This window comes from Streptomyces sp. MMS24-W38, from assembly GCF_059889265.1.
The window spans coordinates 144,770-162,546 of sequence record NZ_JCBCPP010000002.1; the positions used below are offsets into that span (position 1 = coordinate 144,770).

The 17,777-nt window shown below is 73.1% G+C and carries 15 protein-coding genes; all 15 read right to left on the reverse strand.

Annotated elements, in window-relative coordinates; genetic code table 11:
- Positions 1–447: 447 nt before the first annotated feature.
- Positions 448–1,695, reverse strand: a complete 1,248-nt coding sequence (locus AC6F7H_RS33655) for a cytochrome P450 family protein (RefSeq protein WP_500762449.1) — start codon at positions 1,693–1,695, stop codon at positions 448–450.
- A gap of 47 nt (positions 1,696–1,742) precedes the next feature.
- Positions 1,743–2,981 carry an acyl-CoA dehydrogenase family protein gene (locus AC6F7H_RS33660; protein WP_500762451.1) on the reverse strand — a complete coding sequence of 413 codons (1,239 nt, stop codon included), beginning with the start codon at positions 2,979–2,981 and terminating at the stop codon, positions 1,743–1,745.
- A 49-nt stretch (positions 2,982–3,030) separates the two neighbouring features.
- Positions 3,031–4,407, reverse strand: coding sequence for a condensation domain-containing protein (locus tag AC6F7H_RS33665; protein WP_500762453.1), 1,377 nt, complete (start codon positions 4,405–4,407; stop codon positions 3,031–3,033).
- Positions 4,408–4,459: 52 nt separating this feature from the next.
- Entirely contained in the window at positions 4,460–6,214 is a 1,755-nt protein-coding gene (locus AC6F7H_RS33670; protein WP_500762455.1) for a non-ribosomal peptide synthetase, read from the reverse strand.
- 160 nt (positions 6,215–6,374) lie between these two features.
- Positions 6,375–7,607 carry a NikS protein gene (locus AC6F7H_RS33675; RefSeq protein WP_500762457.1) on the reverse strand — a complete coding sequence of 411 codons (1,233 nt, stop codon included), beginning with the start codon at positions 7,605–7,607 and terminating at the stop codon, positions 6,375–6,377.
- Entirely contained in the window at positions 7,604–8,557 is a 954-nt protein-coding gene (cysK, locus tag AC6F7H_RS33680; RefSeq protein ID WP_500762459.1) for a cysteine synthase A, read from the reverse strand. Before cysK ends, AC6F7H_RS33675 begins: the two co-directional genes overlap by 4 nt.
- Before the next feature lie 64 nt (positions 8,558–8,621).
- Positions 8,622–9,260: a serine O-acetyltransferase EpsC gene (gene epsC, locus AC6F7H_RS33685; RefSeq protein WP_500762461.1), complete on the reverse strand. Its 639-nt coding sequence runs from the start codon at positions 9,258–9,260 to the stop codon at positions 8,622–8,624.
- A 38-nt stretch (positions 9,261–9,298) separates the two neighbouring features.
- Entirely contained in the window at positions 9,299–10,564 is a 1,266-nt protein-coding gene (locus AC6F7H_RS33690) for an ATP-grasp domain-containing protein (RefSeq protein WP_500762463.1), read from the reverse strand.
- Entirely contained in the window at positions 10,561–11,805 is a 1,245-nt protein-coding gene (locus AC6F7H_RS33695) for an ATP-grasp domain-containing protein (protein WP_500762465.1), read from the reverse strand. The genes AC6F7H_RS33690 and AC6F7H_RS33695 overlap by 4 nt, the downstream gene beginning before the upstream one ends.
- A gap of 225 nt (positions 11,806–12,030) precedes the next feature.
- Entirely contained in the window at positions 12,031–12,225 is a 195-nt protein-coding gene (locus tag AC6F7H_RS33700; RefSeq protein ID WP_500762467.1) for a DUF6059 family protein, read from the reverse strand.
- A gap of 40 nt (positions 12,226–12,265) precedes the next feature.
- Positions 12,266–13,153: a prephenate dehydrogenase/arogenate dehydrogenase family protein gene (locus AC6F7H_RS33705; RefSeq protein WP_500762469.1), complete on the reverse strand. Its 888-nt coding sequence runs from the start codon at positions 13,151–13,153 to the stop codon at positions 12,266–12,268.
- Positions 13,154–13,247: 94 nt separating this feature from the next.
- Positions 13,248–14,057: a TIGR03084 family metal-binding protein gene (locus AC6F7H_RS33710; RefSeq protein ID WP_500762471.1), complete on the reverse strand. Its 810-nt coding sequence runs from the start codon at positions 14,055–14,057 to the stop codon at positions 13,248–13,250.
- Between the two features lie 68 nt (positions 14,058–14,125).
- On the reverse strand, positions 14,126–15,184 hold the full coding sequence (locus AC6F7H_RS33715; protein ID WP_500762473.1) for a carboxymuconolactone decarboxylase family protein: 1,059 nt from the start codon (positions 15,182–15,184) through the stop codon (positions 14,126–14,128).
- Positions 15,185–15,292: 108 nt separating this feature from the next.
- Positions 15,293–16,966: an FAD-dependent oxidoreductase gene (locus tag AC6F7H_RS33720; RefSeq protein ID WP_500762475.1), complete on the reverse strand. Its 1,674-nt coding sequence runs from the start codon at positions 16,964–16,966 to the stop codon at positions 15,293–15,295.
- Positions 16,963–17,550 (reverse strand): DUF5987 family protein, encoded by a 588-nt coding sequence (locus AC6F7H_RS33725; RefSeq protein ID WP_500762477.1) that lies wholly within the window; start codon positions 17,548–17,550, stop codon positions 16,963–16,965. Before AC6F7H_RS33725 ends, AC6F7H_RS33720 begins: the two co-directional genes overlap by 4 nt.
- Positions 17,551–17,777: the final 227 nt, after the last annotated feature.

Genomic DNA, 17,777 nt, shown 5'->3' on the forward strand with positions numbered 1-17,777 from the left:
TCAACCACCGGCAGTCAGCCACGGCGATACGGGCGGCCGAACAGCCAGGCGCGCGTGTGCCTCGATCAACCACGGCGGGGCATCAGCCACGCTTCCCATTGCTGATCGTCCTGCGCCCCGGATCACGGCCCGGTCAGACTCGCGCGGTACGACCACCCCGAGGACCGGAGCGCTTGCGCGAGGACCGCAGGGCCTCCCCCCACGGCGCCGCACGGGCTCTCCGGACCCCCGCCCTCTCTTTAAAGATAGCGGCAGCCTTCTGAACTGCGACGACGCTGGAGTTTTATGCACCTGGGGTGCATAACTCGGGCCTCTGGAACCTGGGAAGTTGTGCAGTTGCATGCATAACTGGATCACGGCAAGGGCGGCGCGCCGGTCCCCACGGGACGACGACGGGGGCCGCCCCGCAGGTGGCGGGACGGCCCCGGACGGCCGGGCGGGGCGTGCTCAGGAGGCGGTGGTGGCCAGGGCCGGCACCGTCAGGCGGACCGGGAGGCTGCGGTGGCCGTTCATGATGAAGGTCGGCAGGGGCTGGAGGTCTTCCCGGGGCACGGCCAGGGACAGGTCCGGGAAGCGCTCGAACAGGCGGGACAGTCCGGTGCGGGCCACCAGGCGGGCCACGCCCACCCCGAGGCAGTAGTGGGGGCCGAACCCGAAGGACAGGTGCTCCTTGTCGGCACGGGTGAGGTCGAAGGCGTCCGGGGCGTCCGGGTGCAGCCGCGGGTCGCGGCCCACGGCGCTGTAGTTGACCAGGATCGGGTCACCCTTAGGGATGGTGACGCCGTCGAGTTCGATGTCCTCGACGGCGTAGCGCAGCGGCAGGTGGGCCAGCGGCGACTCCACGCGCAGCGTCTCGTCGATCACGTCGTCCCAGGTGGCCTGCCCGGAGCGGACCAGCTCCAGCTGCGCCGGGTCCGACAGCAGCGCGGTGATGGCGTTGTCGAAGAAGTTGATGGTGGTTTCGGAGCCGGCGCCCAGGATCGCGAAGATCGTGTCGGTCAGTTCGTCCTCGGACAGCCGTGAGCCGTCCTCGTCGCGGGCGGCCACCAGGTCGCTGGTGATGTCCTCGCCGGGCTCGCGCCGCTTGTCGGCGATCAGGTCCGCCATCGCGCCGCGCCAGCCGGCGAGCACGGCCTGGGCCTGCTCGGGGGTGATGGTCGTGTCCACCATGGCGTCGATGACCTTGGCGGTCTTGGCGCGGGCCTCCTCCGGCATGCCGATCAGGTCGGCGACCAGGCGCGCCGGCAGCGGGTAGGCGAACCGCTCGCGCAGGTCCACCACCTCGCCGGGTACGGCCTGGGCCAGCCCGTCCAGGAGCTGGTCGGTGAGCTCCTCCACGCGCGGGCGGAACGCCTCGGTGCGCCGCGGGCTGAACGCCTTGCCGGTCAGCTTGCGCAGCCGGACGTGGTCCTTGCCGTAGGCGGTGACCATGTTGTCCATGGCCACCCAGCTGATCAGCTCCCAGTCGGGCCGTATCTCACCTCTCCGGAAGGCGGGCCAGTGGTTGCGGGCGCTCTTGGTGACCCGCGGGTCGCCGAGCACCTTCTTGATGACGTCGTGGCCGTTCAGCGACCAGGCGAGGACGCCACCGGGCAGTTCCACCGGGACCGCGGGTCCCTGGGCCCGCAGGACGGCGGCTTCGCCGTGGATGTCCCGCCCTGTGGTGTCGAGGGCGAAGGGGCAGCCTTGCTCCATTGGATCGGTCCCTGTCTGCAGGTGGGGTGGGGTCGGGGCGGGGGCGGTCACTGGCCGGTGCCGAAGTGAGCGCGGGCCAGCTCCCGGCCGGCGTGCGAGGCGAGGAAGACGCCGTTGCCGGCGTGGCTGTGCAGCATCGACAGGTCGCGCCAAACCCGTTCGACGCGCTCCCCGGCACGCACGGAGCTGGAGCCCGCCGTCGGGAACAGCTGGCCCTCAACGGCCCGCCAGCACAGGCGGACCACCTCGCGGCTGATGGTGGCCAGCCGCAGCTCCTCCTCGCGGGTGAAGGCCGCGGCGTCCCGCAGGCAGAGCTGCTCCCACTGGCGCACGGCCTCGGTCATCGCCGCGTCCGCGGTGGCGATCATGCCGGTGGCCTCGCCGAAGCGGAACTGGAAGTCCGGGTCCTCGGTGCGCGGGACGATCGGGAAGAACGTGGTGGTGCGGTTGCGCATCAGCTCCTCGTACGCGTCCAGGGCGCCCCGGGCCATGCCGACGGCCAGCGCGCCAAGTTCGAGCAGCATGAAGCTGAGCGGTCCGCCGCCGTACTCGGGGCCGTGCAGGGTGCGTCCCGGCAGCTCGTCGGTGACCGGGATCTGGCTGAGGTGGCCGGGCAGGGTGCGGTGGGCGGAGACGTGTGCGCCCTGGATGCGGATGCTGTGCGAGCCGCTGCCCCTGAGGCCCAGCTGGTCACCCCAGTCGTCCAGGCGCTCGAACTGTGCCCGTTCGGCGATGAACAGCATCGGCGCGGGCGGCTGGTCCGGGTCGCCGAAGACCAGGGTGTGGCCGATGAAGTGGGTGGCGTAGGGGGCGCCCGAGCAGTAGTTCCAGGTGCCCTCCACCCGCCACGACCCGTCCTCGGCGCGCGTCGCGCTGCCGGCGGGGGCCACCGTGGCCGGGCAGACGAAGTCGCCGCCGGCGAACAGTTCGGCCTGGGTGCGCTCGTCGAAGAGGGTCGCGGCGACCAGGGCGTGGGCCGCGCCGAACAGGTACATCCAGCCGGTCGACGGGCAGCCGCGCGCCAGGGCGGTGGCGACCCGCATGAACGTCGACGGACCGAACTCGTAGCCGCCGTAGCGGCGCGGCACCAGGATGCGGTAGAAGCCGGCGCGGGCGAACGCCTCGTGGGTGTCCTCGGCGTAGTATCCGCGCCGCTCCGTCTCGGCCTGCCGGGCGGGCAGGGACGCCGCCAGCTCCTCGGCGCGGGCGACGATCTCGTCCGGGGTGAGGTCCGGCTCCGGCACGGCCGCGCGCGGCGCAAACGTCTCGGGCAGGGTGGAAGTCATCGTGGATCGGTCCTCTTGCGTCGAAGGGGCGGCCTGCGGGGCGTCGGGGTCACAGGTGCGCCAGCGGCGTCTGCGGGGCACTACTCAGGGCCGCGAGCAGGCGGCGGAACTGCTCCACCAGGTCGCGGGCCGTACGCTCGTCGAAGCGGTTGTGGTCGAATTTCAGGCTGCCCGCGAGCTCGCCGCCGGGAAGGACGTCCATGGCCCACAGGCCGCCGTCCGGGATGGCCGAGCTGACCTGCTGGGACAGGGTGCGGCGCCGGATCTCCGTGAAACGGGGGCCGTCGGCCTCCTCGCCGTCGAGCGGGAACGCCGACTGGAGCACCTCGAAGGCGACGACGGCGAGGTTGCCGTCGGCGAACGGCGCGAGCAGGGCCGGGCTGTCTTCGGCGATCCGGGCGAAGGGGATCTCGTTGCGGTAGGCGCCCACGCAGGCCGCGCGGGAGCGGTCCAGCACGTCGGCGAGGGTGGTGCAGTCGCCGGTGTCGACGCGGATCGGCACGAAGTTGAAGAACGGGCCGACCGTGTCCGCGAACCGCTCCTCGTAACGGCCCGAGGAGAAGGTCGGGAAGACGACGTCGGTGGTGCCGGTGCGCCGGCGCAGCAGCACGCTGTAGGCGGCGGCCAGCACCATGAAGGGGGTGCAGCGCTCGGCCCGGGCGAACGCCACCACCTTCCTGGAGAGTGCGGCGTCGAAGACGAAGCGGTGCACGCCGTACGCGCTCGGCCGGTCGGCCCGGCTCGGCCGGTCGGAGGCGATGCCGGTGATCGCGGCACCGGCGAGGCGCTCGCGCCAGTAGGCCCGGGCCTGGTCCGTGCGGCCGCTGTCGGCGTTCTCCTGCTGGTAGTGGGCGAACTCCCGGTACTGGCGCACCTCCCCCGGATCGGCCGTGCCGCCGGCCGCACGGGCGCGGTAGGCGGCCACCAGGTCGCGCATCAGGACCTGGAGGGACCAGGCGTCGGTGGACGTGTGGTGGGTGGCGAGCACGAGGACGGCGTCGGTGGCGTCGAAGCGGCCCAGGAAGGCCCGCAGGTGGGGCAGTTCCCGCACCAGGTAGGGAGCGGCGTCGAGGTCGTTCAGGAACTCCTCGGCACGCAGGTCGCGCGAGACGTCCGTGCCGGGCAGGTCGGTGACCTCCAGGACGGCCGGCGCGGGCGGGCGCACGATCTGGTGGCCGCCCTCGTCGTCGCCGACCACTGAGGTGCGCAGCACTTCGTGCCGTTCGACCACGTCGTCGAGGGCGCGCTGCAGGGCGTCGGTGTCGACGGCGCCGGTGACGCGCCAACCGCACACGAGGGTGTGCCGGTGGCCGAAGGCGCCGTCCGTCTCGCCCTTGTCGAAGGCGCGCAGGAACTGCTGGTTGTACGACAGCGGAATCCGCTGGGCGCGGCCGTCCGTCTGCGGCGCTGCGGCGGTGATGCTCAAGGTGACCAATCCTTTTCCCGGTCGTGGGCGACCGCGTCGTGCCCGGGTGGGCCTAGAGGGGGGCAGGGGTCAGCTCCCGCAGCCGGGTTTCGAGTTCGGCGACGGTCGGGTGGCTGAGGATGTCCGCGACGGACACCTCGACGCCCAGTTCCGCGCCGATGCGGCCGGCGAGCCGTATGGCCTGGAGGGATTCGCCGCCCAGCTCGAAGAAGCTGTCGTGGGGGCCGACCGCGTCGAGGCCGAGCGCGCGGGCGAACAGGCCGCACAGCGCCTGCCGACCGGGCGTGAGGTCGCCGGGGTCCGGCGCCGGAGCGGGCCGCTCGGGGACGGGCAGCGCGGCGCGATCCAGCTTGCCGTTGGGCGTCAGGGGCAGGACGTCGAGCTCGACGAAGGCGGCGGGCACCATGTAGTCGGGCAGCAGGGCGGCGACCGCGGTGCGCAGGCCGTCGGGGGAGACGCCCGCGGGTCCGGGCACCACGTAGGCGACGAGCCGCTTGTCCTCGCCGAGGACGTCGTCCCGGGCGACGACGGCGGCGTCCGCCACGCCGTCCAGGCGGCCCAGCACGTGCTCCACCTCGCCCGGCTCCACCAGGTGGCCGCGGATCTTCACCTGGTCGCCGAGGCGTCCGGCGAACTCCAGCAGCCCGTCGGCGGTACGCCTCATGAGGTCCCCGGTGCGGTACATGCGCGTGCCGCCGGGGCCGGTGACGAAACGCTCGTCGGTCAGGGCGGCGTTGCGGTGGTAGCCGCGGGCCAGCCGGTCCCCGGCGACGCACAGCTCGCCGGTCTCCCCGTCGGGCACGGGGACGAGGCCGGATCCGAGCAGCCGGAGTTCCACGCCGTCCATCGGCCGGCCCACGGGGACCGGGCCGTGGGGCGGGCTGGAGGCGGTCATCGTGGCGTGCGCCGCGAAGGCGGTGAGCTCGGTGGCACCGTACATGGCCCGTACGACGGTGCCCGGGCAGGCGTCCAGCACGCGCCGTACGGCCGACGGGGCGATGACGTCGCCGCCGGTGAGGACCTCCCTGACGGGAGAGAAGATCTCGGGCGCCTCCTGGGCGAAGACGCGGAAGAGCCCGGCCGTCACGTGCAGGGCGGTGATGCCCTCGTCCGCGAGGAGCCGGCGGACGGTGGCCACGTCGGGTGCACCCGGCGGGGCCAGCACGATACGGCCGCCGTTCAGCAGCGGCACCCAGATCTCGTACGCAGAGACGCCGAAGGCGTAGGGGGCCAGGGACAGGATCCGCCGGTGCGCCGGGCCCCAGGAGGTGTCGGCGGCGAACGCGAGGACGCCGCGGTGGGTGACCTCCACGCCCTTGGGTTCGCCGGTGGATCCGGAGGTGTGGATGACGCAGGCCACGGCGTCGGGACCGCACGCGACACCCGGGTCGGTGGCCGGGGAGACAGCCACCGCCGGGTCGGTGGCGGGCTCGACGACTTCGCCGGCCCGCGGAAGTCCGCGCTCGCGCAGCACGGCGTCGGTCAGCAGTACGGGCGCACCGGCGCGGTCGGTGATCTGCTGGAGCCGCGCGAGCGGCTGGGAGCTGTGCAGGGGCAGGCAGACGGCGCCGGCCTTCAGCACGGCCAGCAGGGCGATCACGACCTCGGGCGAGCGTTCCATCAGGACCGCGACCGGATCGCCCGGGCACACGCCGAGACCGATCAGCCGGTGCGCGAGCCGGTTGGCGCGTTCGTCGAGCCGGCGGTAGGTCAAGGCGGTGCCGTCCAGGGGCGCCGAGACGGCCACCGCGTCCGGCGTGGAGCTCACCCGCTCGGCGAACAGCTGCTGAATCGATGTGCTGACCAAGGCGTTGTCCTATCCGATCGGCCCTCGCGGCGGACGGCGGACGTCGCCGTGCCACCGGCTCTGCCGGAACGGTCACACAGCGGCCCGGGGCGGGGCATCTCCTGGATTGCCGCGCCCCGCGCCGCCGCACACCTGGCGCGTACTTGGCCAGATCGGCGGCTCAGCCGATGTCGAGACCGGCGGTGAACCAAGCCTCGGCGGCCCTGATGCGGGCCTCGCACTCGGCCCGGTCCGCGCCCGCGATCACGAAGGCGGCGAGGAAGTCCCCGGAGTGCGAGGCCTCGGGCACCTCCTCCCCCGGCCGCGCGTACGTCGTGTACTTGAGCACGCTCGGCGGCAGTGTGGCCGGGTCGGGCAGGGCGCGCAGCACACCGGGGCGCTTGGTGAACAGCAGCTGTCCGGCGATCCGCACGGGAGCCGCCCGGCCTTCGAGGTCCACGGGCAGGCCCAGTTGGCGGCGCACCGGGTACTCCATGGGGTCGAAGCCGAACAGGGCCTGCTGGACGTCACGGACCCCGGCCCCGCCCGCGCGCGAGGCGGCCTCGCACAGGACGAGTTCGTCGTCGTCCGTGTGGAACACCTCGATGTGGAAGGCGAAGTGCTCGGGTCCACCGAAGGCGTCCAGGACCGCCTCACCGAACTCGGTGAGCCTGTGGGTGAGCGGATCGGCGGTGTCGAGGGCGATGTCGACCCGGCCGGCGCGGTCGCGGAAGTCGGCCAGCGCGTACAGGTACCGGGAGGGCCAGAGGGTGGTGATCCGTCCGTCCAGGACAGTGCCGTCGATGTGGCACATGGAGCCCTGGACGAACGTCTCGGCCAGCCACTGCGGCTCGCCGTCCGGGCCGGTGAGTTCGGCGGTGGCGAGCCACGCGGCCAGTTCCCCGCCGGTGCGCAGGACGGCCACGCCGACGGACAGGGCGCCGCGGCGCGGTTTGACCACCACGGGCAGCCCGTGGCGGTCGGCGAAGCCGGTGAGGTCGGCGGCCGTGCGCAGCAGGGCGTGGTCGGCGACCTTGATGCCGGCCCGTACGGCGGCCTGCTTCATCTCCCACTTGTCCCGGTAGACCAGCGCGGTGTCCGGCCGCTGGCCCGGGAGGTCGTAGCGCTCGCGCAGCGCGGCGGCACGCTCGATGTCGAACTCCTGGCAGGCCACCAGGTCCGTGACGCCGAACTCCTCGATGAGCTCGGCGGCCCGTTCGGCGACGCGGGGGCTGGTGTCGTAGTCGGGCAGCACCTCGGCGTGCAGGTAGGGCGCGGCGGTGGGCAGGTCCTCGCCGAACAGGGCGAGCTGCTCGGCCGAACCGAGCAGGACGATCTTCTCCTCCCCGCCGGCGAGCCACCGCTCGTAGGGGTTGGCCCGCAGGGAGCCTCGGTGCAGGACCAGGACGGTCATGAGGGGACCCCTTCGCTGAAGATGCTGACGTAGCGCTCGCCGGTGTCGGGCAGGATCGTGACGACGGACTGGCCGGCGGACTCGGGCCGCCGCGCGAGGAGAGCCGCCGCGTACGCGGCGGCGCCGGAGGAGATTCCCGCGAACAGGCCCTGTTCGCGTACCAGGGCGAGAGCGGTGGCCAGGGCTTCCTCGTCCGAGCAGGTGATCACCTCGTCGATGAGCGCGACGTCGGTGGTGGGCGACACGAAGCCGCCGTTGAGGCCGGGGATGCGGTGGTTGCCCGCATGACCCCGGGACAGCACCGGGGAGTTCTCCGGTTCGACGGCGACGATCCTCAGGCCGGGGTTGCGCTCCCGCAGGTAGCGTCCGGCACCGGTGAGGGTGCCGCCGGTGCCGACGCCCACGACGAGTACGTCGACGCGGCCGCCGGTGTCGGCCCAGATTTCCGGGCCTGTGCTCTCGTAGTGGGCGCGGACGTTGTCGGGGTTCTCGTGCTGGCGCACGTACCAGGACCCGGGGGTCGCGGCCTGGATCTCCTCCGCCTTGGCGATGGCTCCCGCGAACCGCAGCTCGCTGGGCGTCTGCACGACCTCGGCGCCCAGCGCGGTCAGCAGGCCGATCCGCTCGGGGGTGGCGCTGTCGGGCAGGACGACGATGCAGCGGTAGCCGCGTCGGGCGGCCATGGCCGCCAGGGCGATGCCGGTGTTGCCCGAGGTGGACTCCACCACGGTGCTGCCGGGGACCAGGTCGCCGCGTTCCTCGGCACCGCGCAGCATCGCCAGGGCGGCGCGGTCCTTGCTGCTGGCGAACGGATTGACGGCTTCCAGTTTGGCGAGCACCTCCGCGCCGGGTGCGGCCCCGGCGACGGCGAGACGGACTAGGGGGGTGCGGCCGATGAGCTCTTCGAGCCCGGCGGCGACGTTGCGTTCGGTACGGACGGCGGTGGTCACGGCAGTCTCCAGGGCGGTTCGGGTGTCCGGGTGGACGGAGGGGGACGGTGCGGCCCGCGGCCGCTCACCAGGAACCCGCCGAGGCGAGCAGGCGGACGGCGTCGAGGGCGGGTGGCGCGGGTTCGGCCGGGTGCGCGCCCGCGGGGGCCAGCCCCGGTGCGAGGCGGACGACCGAGGGGGCCGCGTAGACGCGGGTGCCGGGCGGGATGTCGTCCGTGACGGTGGCCATGGCCCCGATCAGGCAGTCGTCGCCGACCGTGACGGGACCGAGCACGGTGGCGTTGGCGCCGAGGACGACCCGGTCTCCGATCACCGGGTGCCGCCGGGCGCCGGGAGGGCGCGCGTTGTCGGCCCACCAGCCGACGGCTCCCAGCGTGACCTGCTGGTAGATCGTCACGTCGTCGCCGACGACGGCCGTCTGCCCGATCACTATGGACGCGCCGTGGTCGATGAAGACCCGTCGGCCGAGTCTCGCGCCGGGGTGGATCTCGACCCCGGTGCGGCGGCGCGCGACACGGGCGACCGTGCGCGCGGCCCAGCGGGTGCGCCCGCGGTGGAGCCGGTGCGCGACGCGGTGGGCCCACAGGGCGGACAGGCCGGTGTGCCCCAGTGCCTCCCGGCGGCCGCCGAGGGACGGGTCCCGTTCGACGACGACGCCGAGGTCCTCGCGCAGGGTGGTCAGCAGTCCTCGTCGTTCGGACATGATGGTCAACTCCTCCTGGTCGGGTGGGGTACGCCGGCTCAGGCCGCCCGCAGCACTTCCTCGACCGCCGGGGCGACGTCGATGCGGATCTCCTCGCGGACCAAGTGCTCGCACAGCCGGACCGCACCGGCAGGGTCGGCCGCCGTCACCGCGACACTGCCGAGCCGGTCCCAGTTGTCACGCAGCTCACGCACGGTGTCACCGGGCCGGACCGACACCTGGGCGAGCAGCACCTCGGGCCGGGCGGCGACCTCCTCGACGCCGTGGACGGCGGTGACGGTGCCGGGGCCGCGCAGCACGAAACGGGTGACGGCCGCGGCAACGGGCTCGGGCGGGGCGGCCAGCGGCTCGATCAGGCCCAGCGGCCAGGCGGCCCCGTAGGCGATCAGGTCGATGCCGTAGGCGGCGCGGACCAGCTCCGGGATGTGGCCGCCGCCGAGCCGGTTGTGGGACTCGATGACCACGGGGCCGCGGGCGGAGAGCCGCATCTCGGTGTGGCTCGGCCCGTCCGTGACGTCCATCGTGGTCAGGAAGTCCTCGACCGCGGTGACGAGCCGGGTCCGGTCGGTCCCGGAGAGCCGGGCGGGCACGACGTGGCCGAGCTCGGCGAAGTGGGAGTCGTCGGTGAGTTTCTCGGTGACGGCGACGACGACGTGGCGGCCGGCGAAACTGAGCGACTCGACACTGAACTCGGGGCCGTCGATGTAGGACTCCATGAGGAAGCCGTCGACGGTGAACATGGTGGAACCGCGGTCGGTGCGCCCTCCCTCCAGCTGCCTGATCCGCGCCCAGGCGGCGTCGAGATCCTGCGGGCCCTCCACCCGCAGCAGACCGAATCCGGCGGTCGTGGAGACGGGCTTGACGATGAAGGGGTAGCCGGCCCGCTCGCCGAAGGCCGCCAGGGAGCCGGGGCCGTCGACGAGGCCGTGCTCGGGGACGGGCAGACCGCTTTCGGCGAGGTGCCGGCGCATCAGGTACTTGTCGCGCATCCGGCGGCTCGCCTCGTAACGCCTGCCGTCGCTCAGCCCGAACAAGTCGGACAGCCGGGCGGCGGGATCGAGACCGGGTTCGGTGAGGGAGATCACCGCGTCGGCGCCGTAGACGGCGCGGGCGGCCTCGGCGAAGGGCCGTACGGTCTCCCAGTCGGTGTAGTCCAGCATCAGCAGCGCGTGGGCGGTGCGGGTCTGGTACGGCGTGATCTTGTCGGGGTGCTGGATCAGGACGATCTTCGCCCCGAGCGCGTCGAAGCGCTCCAGATGGGCGTCGACGCCGCCGATCAGCAGCACGGTCGGGACAGGGCTCAACGCGGGTTTCCCTTCGATGCGATGGCTTCGCGCACGTCGGCGGCGAGCAGGGAGCGCACGCGGGCGATGCGCTCCTCCGCCTCGGCCGGTGACTGGGCGTCGACGACGACGTAGCCGTGGCGGGTGGCGGAGTCGGTGGTGGGCGGCAGCTCGTCCCCGGGGGCGAAGGGGAAGTGCAGGGTGTGCACGTAGGGCAGGGCCCGGACGGCATCGAGGCCGCGGACCTCCGCCAGGCGCCCCGGCGGCAGCAGGAAGAAGCCGACGGCCGCGGTGTGCAGGGCCGTGGGCGGTTCGGTGCCGGCCCCCGCGAGGGTGCGGAAGATCTCCGCCTCGATGTCGTACCCGGTGGCGGTCTCGATCAGCTGGGGGATGCGGTCCCCGCCCAGCCGTGTCTGGGACTCCACGATGCGCGGACCGTGCTCGGTGAGGATCACCTCCGTGTGCGCCGGCCCGAAGACCAGGCCGGCCGCGTCGAGCAGCCGGGTCACCAGGGTGCGGACGGTGGCGTCGTCGGCGGGGGCGAGGGAGGCCGGGTGGATGTGGGAGGTCTCGACGAACAGCGGTGCGCCGGTGGTGCGCTTGGCGGTGATGCCGATGACGTGGTGCGTCCCACCGACGGACAGGGTCTCGACGCTGAACTCCGGCCCCCGCAGGTACTCCTCGACCAGGTACGGGCCGGTGTGTTCCGCGGCGGAGACGCGCCCGGTCCACTCGTCGAGGTCGGCGGCGTCCCGGATGAGGGCGATGCCGCGGCTTCCGGACAGCCGGGTGGGTTTGACCACGACGGGCAGCGGCAGACGTGCGACGGCGGCGGCGACCGCCTCGACGGTGGGGGCGGCTTCGCTGCGCACGGGCGAGATCCCGTGCTCGCCGAGCAGGGCGCGCAACGCCGCCTTGTCGTTGAGGCGGTGCACGGCGGCGGCCGGGTTGGGCGACAGGCCGAGCGCCTCCGCCTCGGCCACGGCCGGGCCCATGCTGCTCTCCGCTCCCAGGTGCAGCACGGTGCCGATGTCGTGGGCCCGGACGGTGGAGGCGATCAGGGAGCGCAGCGCGCCTTCGTCGGAGAAGTCGGTCAGCAGCAGCTCGCGGGCGTGCTCGGCGACCGAGCCGAGGTAGGCCCGTTCGCGCAGGGCCGGATCCCAGATCGCCCACACCTCGAACCCCGCCTGCGCGGCCTTGCGGACGAACTGGCTGTAGGGCATCACCATCAGCAAGCGCTTGTTCGGCACGCCGTGTGTCATGCGGGGCTCCGTTCTCGTAGGGCGTCTCGCAACGGCCCGTCCATCGTTTTCCTCGCCGCCTCGAAGCGGCATCTTCGCCCGTGCCATGTCCTCGACGCACTGCTGTGACCTGCGTGTTCACCCGACTTCGCCAAGTCGAACGGTGGCGGGAGGGACATGCGGGACACAACGGAGCCCGGCGCCCCCCTCCGGGGTGCCGGGCTCCGTGGCGGGGCCGGTGGTCGCTCAGCCCGTCAGCTGCCGGTCCAGGACGTGCTCCACGGCCGTCAGGGGACGCTCCGAGCACAGTTGTCCGGGGTGCGGGGGCGCGGGTCCGGTCGGGGACGGCCGCCGCTCGGGGAGCGGGACGGGGCCGATGAACAGCCATCCGAAGGCGGACAGGGCCTCGTAGGCGGGGCGGAGGAAGAGGGGTCGGGTCACGGGTGGTCGTCCTTCGTTCGGCGTCGGGGCCGGGTGAGCGTCACATCCGGTCCCGTCGGCGGGCATCCTCGGCCGTGCGGTGCTCGCCGGCCGTCTCCAGCGCGGCCCGCCCCCGCTCTCCCCACTCCAGCAGCAGGGCGAGTTCGACGGGCACGGTGTCCTCACCGCGGTGGAGCATCCGGGCGGCGGCGGCCAGCCCGGCGGCCGCCTCGTCGAGCCGGTCGGCCACCGGACCGGCGTTGTGCGCCAGCAGGTCGCTGCCGGCGCCCGGGACGGCGGTGACGGCCCTGACGACGGTGGCCAGCTCGTCACCGGCGAGCGGCAGCAGGCCGGGGTCGAGGCCGAGGAGCCCGCCGGCCACGACGGCCGACACCACGTACGGCACATGGCTGACGGCGGCCATGGCCCGGTCGTGGTCCTGCGGTGTCATGTCGCGGCGGGTCGCTCCGCACAGGACGACGAGTTCGGCGACCGCCGCCAGCGCCCACCGGGGAGTGGTGTCGTACGGGCACAGGATCCAGGGCCGGCCGGTGAAACGGGAGGCGGACGGGCCCGTCGCACCCCGGGCCGGCAGCGGATGCCCGGGGACGTAGCCCTTGAGATCGCAGCCGCGCAGTTCGGCCTCGGCGGCGACGATGTCCTTGGTCCCGGCGGTGTCGGTGCAGACGTGGCCCAGGCCGCGGGCCTGGGCGTCGTGCAGGACGTCGACGACGGCGGACGGCGGGGTGGCGACGACGACGACGTCCGCGGGCGGACGGCTGGGGGTCCACGGTGTGCCCGCCCCCAGCCTCTGTGCCCGGGCGACCGCGCTCGCGTCCTGGTCGGCGAGGACCACGTCGACTCCGGCGCGGGTGAGGGCCAGGGCGATCGAGGTTCCCGTGACGCCGCAGCCGATGACGACGGCGGTACGCAGGAAGGCGGGTGCCATGACAGCTCCTGGGCGGATGCGGGCGGGCGGGCGGCCAGCGGGGTGCGGGCACGGGACTCGGTGGCGGGAGCGGGGGCGGTGACCCCCACGCGGCTCAGTGCTCACCGCCCCGGTCGGTGAACTGGCCCGGACGCCGGCCCTCACCGGCCGGCCCCCGGTAGGCCTGGGCGATGTCGAGCCACCGCTCGGCCTCCGCGCCCTCCGCCTTCAGGGCCAGGTCGGCACGGTGGCGGCGGCGGGTGACCAGGAGGCAGAAGTCCTCGGCCGGACCGGCGATCCGGTCGGTGGCCTCCTCGGGGCCGAAGGCCCACAGTTCGCCCGTGGGCGAGGTCACCTCGACGCGGAACGGCTCGGTGGGCGGGGTGAGACCGCGGGACAGATAGCCGAAGTCCCGGGTGAGGAAGGCGAAGAAGACCAGGTGCCGCAGCCGCCCGGTCGGCTCGCGGCGCACGCCGAGCGCGTCCGCGATGTCCTGTCCGTGGCCGAAGACCTCCATGATGCCCGCGGACGCGAGCACGGCGGGCGGCAGCGGGTTGACCAGCCACGGCACCACCTCGCCCTCCGGGACGGCGGCCAGGGCGTCGACGGACGCCCGGCCCGACGCGCGGAAGCGGGCCAGCAGCTGGTCGGGCGGGAACTGGTTGAACTGGTGCAGGGCGGCGTCGACGGCTCCGTCGAAGTCGTGGGAGGCACCGGCGGCGATGCGGGCGAAGGCTTCCGGGTCGGAGGCGGCGGTGCCGGCCAGGTGGAAGATGAAGGTCAGGTGGGCGATCTGGTCGGCGATGCGCCAGCCGGGAGCGGGCGTCGGCGCGTTCCACGCCGTCTCGTCGAGGCCCTCGACGAGACGGGCGGTCTCCTCGATGTCGGTCGCCAGGTCCTTCAGAACGTCGTTGATGCTGTTCATGACAGAAGCTCCTTCGGGGTCTGTCGTGCGAGGTCGGTTTCTCGTGTCGTGGCCGGTCCGGCGGCTGCCTACGAGCGGCCGCCTGAGGGTGCGGTGCGGGGGACGTCGGGGACGGGCTGTGCGAAACGGCTCGCGGCCCGGACGGCGGCGGTGAGGGACGCCCAGGCGGCGAGCTCGACGAGCTCGCGGTCGCCGGGCCACACGGCCCGGAACGCCGTCACGTCCGCATCGGTGATCTGGTACGGGGCGAGCGCGATGAGCAGGGCCAGCCGCGCGATGGGCCGCTGGTCGGGGACGAGCGGGGCGACGAGGGGCTCGAGCCAGGCACGGCTCGGGCCGGGCGCCGGGCCGTCGCTCACGGCGAGTTCGGCGTGCAGCAGCTCCCGCACGGGTTCGGGGACCCGGCGTTCGGCGGCCGCGTCCACGCCCGCGACGGCGCGGGACAGGGCCGCGGCGACGACCGGTTCGGGCCGGGCCCAGGCGAGCGCGGCCGGCAGCGGCGCGGCGGGCAGCAGGCCGAGGGCGGCTCCGGCGGTGACCGTGGTGCCGGTGTCCGGGCGCATGGCCCGCGCGACGATCCGCAGCGCCGGTCCGTGCCCGGCCCTGGGGGCCGCACCGGGCACGGGCGAGTCGGGCAGGAACAGCAGGACCATGCGGTTGAGGTAGTGGAACGTGACGGCGGTGGCCAGCAGCTCGGGCAGGTGACCGGCGGCGAAGGGCACGGCCTCGGGCGGGCCGTCGGCGGTGGTGAGGCCGCGGGCCCAGTCGGTGACGGCCGCGAGAGTCGTGGTGTCCGGCCCGGAGAGGGTCTGCAGCTTGGCGCGGTGAACGTCGACGCAGTACGCGCACTCGTTCGCCTGGGACACGCCGGTGGCGACGGCCTCCTTGGCGGCCCGGCCGGCCCGGCCCTCGACGAGGAGGGTCTCGCGCAGCAGGATCCAGCAGGCGGCGAGCGCCTCGGGCGCCGGGGAGTGCAGCGCCAGCGGCGGCGCGAGGATCCCGAACTCCCGGCGGGCCCGGCGGTAGACGTCGGCCACCAGGCCCTTCGCCTCGTGCGGCGGGACGGCGGTGACGTGCCGGATCTGCTTGAGGGAGCCTTTCACCATGGTTCTCACGAGCGGTCGCACCGCTGCCTCCTGGGATCGCGGGCCGGTTGCGTGAAGCAACTCACCGGGGAAGAGAAAGTCCTGTGAAGCAACCGACCGGCCGGCGGCAAGCGCGCCCGTCGGTACCGGTCACACTCCGGCCGGCTGCCTGGCCCCCCTGCGCAGCAACGGCAGGACCACGTCACGGCCGCTCTTGTGTCCGGTGGGTGCCGGGGCCCCGTAGTTCACCGCCACTCCCCTGCGCCGGGCCGCCGCCACGATGTGCGGCACCGCGCGTTCGGCGACGGCCGCGATGGTCATCGCCGGGTTGACGGTGAGCGCTCCGGGAATCGCGGACGCGTCGGTGACGAAGACGCCGGAGTGACCGCGCAGTTCGTTGGTGTCGTCCAGGGCCGAGGTGCGGGGGTCGTCGCCCATCCGGCAGGAGGCGAGGGGGTGCACGGTGTAGGCGCCGACCAGGTCGTTGGTCCACGGCATCACCTTGGCGAGGCCGTCCTTCTCCAGGATCTCCTTCACCTCGGCGTCGGCCTGGTTCCAGCCGTGCCAGGTGTTCTTCGTCGGCCGGTAGGAGAGGGTGCCGCGGCCGAGCATCTGCTGGGAGATGCGCAGGGCGTTGCCGGTCGTCGGCGGCGGGCCGAAGACGCCCTCGTTGTCGTCCTCGGTCATCGAGAAGATCGTCAGCCAGGACTTCCAGTTCCGGAGGATCTCCTTCTTCTCCCTGCCGAACCAGGTCGGTCCGGTGGCGTCGGGCACCTGGGCGAGGATGGTTCCCAGGCCCGGCGGGAAGTACAGCTGCTCCAGCGAGTAGCGGGAGTACTCGGGCAGCGAGCCGTCCAGCTTGTCCCAGCTGGCCACGGTCGGCCCCCTGCCGATCGCGTTGGCACCGTAGGGCAGGGCTCCCTCGCCGCGGGACAGGCCGAGGAGTTCGGCGACCTTGTCCTCGTCGAGGACGGCGGTGTTGAGCCGCTCCCCGTTGCCGGAGAAGTAGCGGCCGACCGCGTGCGGCATCGCGCCGAGGTGGGACTCGCTGCGCTGGAGGATGACCGGTGTGGCCGCGGCGCCGGCCGCCATGACGACGATCTTGGCCTGGATCACGCCGGAGCCGTTGTGCAGCCGGTAGTCCTGGTCATCGACGACGTTGTAGTGGACCCGGTAGTCCCCCTCCGCGGTCCTGGTCAGGTGCTGCACCTCGTGCAGGGGCCGGATCTCGGCTCCGTGGGCGATCGCGGCTGGCAGGTAGTTGACGGTGAGCGACTGCTTCGCCTCGAACCGGCAGCCGGCCATCATGAAGTTGCAGTTGGCGCACTTGGAGTTGTCGATGGCGACGGCGAGCGGGTTGGCGGTGCGGCCGGCGTGGTGGCAGGCCGCCGCCCACAGGCCTCCGGCGTAACTGACGTCGCTCCACTCCTGCTTGCTCACCGAGAGGGACTCCTCGATCCGGTCGTACCACGGGTCGAGGGTGTCGCGGCTGAGGGCGGAGGGCCACATACGGCGGCCGATGCTGCCCTTGCGGTCGAAGACGAAGCGCGGGGCGCGCGGCATGGCCGCGAAGTAGACGACGCTGCCGCCGCCGACGCAGTTGCCGCCCAGCACGCTCATCCCGTCGCCGACGACGAAGTCGAAGGCCCGCGTGTAGGAGGACCCCAGCTTGTAGTCGTGCTCGAAGTCGGTGCTGCGCAGCCAGGGCCCGCGCTCCAGCACGGTGACCTTCGCACCGCCGGCGGCGAGGTGGTAGGCGGTGATAGCCCCGCCGAAGCCGCTGCCGATGACCAGGACATCGGTCTTCTCGATCGCGTTGCTCATGCCGGGCTCCCGGTCGGGGTGGTGTCGGGGTGGAGGTCGGCCAGTTTGCGGCCGTAGCCGAAGTCCGCGAACCGCCACAGGCCGTCGGCGTCGGGGGCGGTGATGCCCATCGCCGCGAGACCGGGATGGCCGTCCTCGATGGCCTGCGCGGTGTGCAGGTGGGCGGCGGAGTCGAAGGCCATGTTGCAGAACAGGGAGAGCAGGACCCAGAAGTCCTTCTCCGGATGGCCCGGGGTGGTCAGCCGCTGGATCAGCCGCACCCGGTCCTCGTAGTCGAGGGCCACGAAGGGCGGCACCGTGTCGTCCGGCTCCAGTCCGGCCTCGGCCGCGTAGGCCCTGGCGTGGCCGTTGACGAGGCCGGCCAGGTCCTCCAGCCCGTCGGAGATGCCGGTGGCGTCCCAGCGCAGGAGGTCCAGGGCGCCAGCGGCGACCGCTCCTCCTCCCGTGCCGGCGCCGGCTATCGCCCGGTCGCCGGACCGGCGCTTCTCGCCGGGAACGATGGTGTCCGCATAGGCCTCGAGGGTGAGGGTCGCCTCGTCTCCGATTTCGACCCTGCGCTCGGGAATTCTTGCCGATGCCTGCAACGCGTCCTCCCGGTCTCGTTGGTGGATTCACCTGGGGTGTGGGGAGAACGTAGAACTGCCGAGTCTTTTCAAACAACTGACCTCCCTGCGCGTTCACCGAACAGCGAGTTGCATGAATGAACTAGGCGGAGTCGACGCATCGCCCCCGCCACCCCACCCAAAAGACCGTTCGATCGCCTAACGTTCCTGCCACGTATTCCTCTTCTGCCAGAAACAGGGCCTGTGCC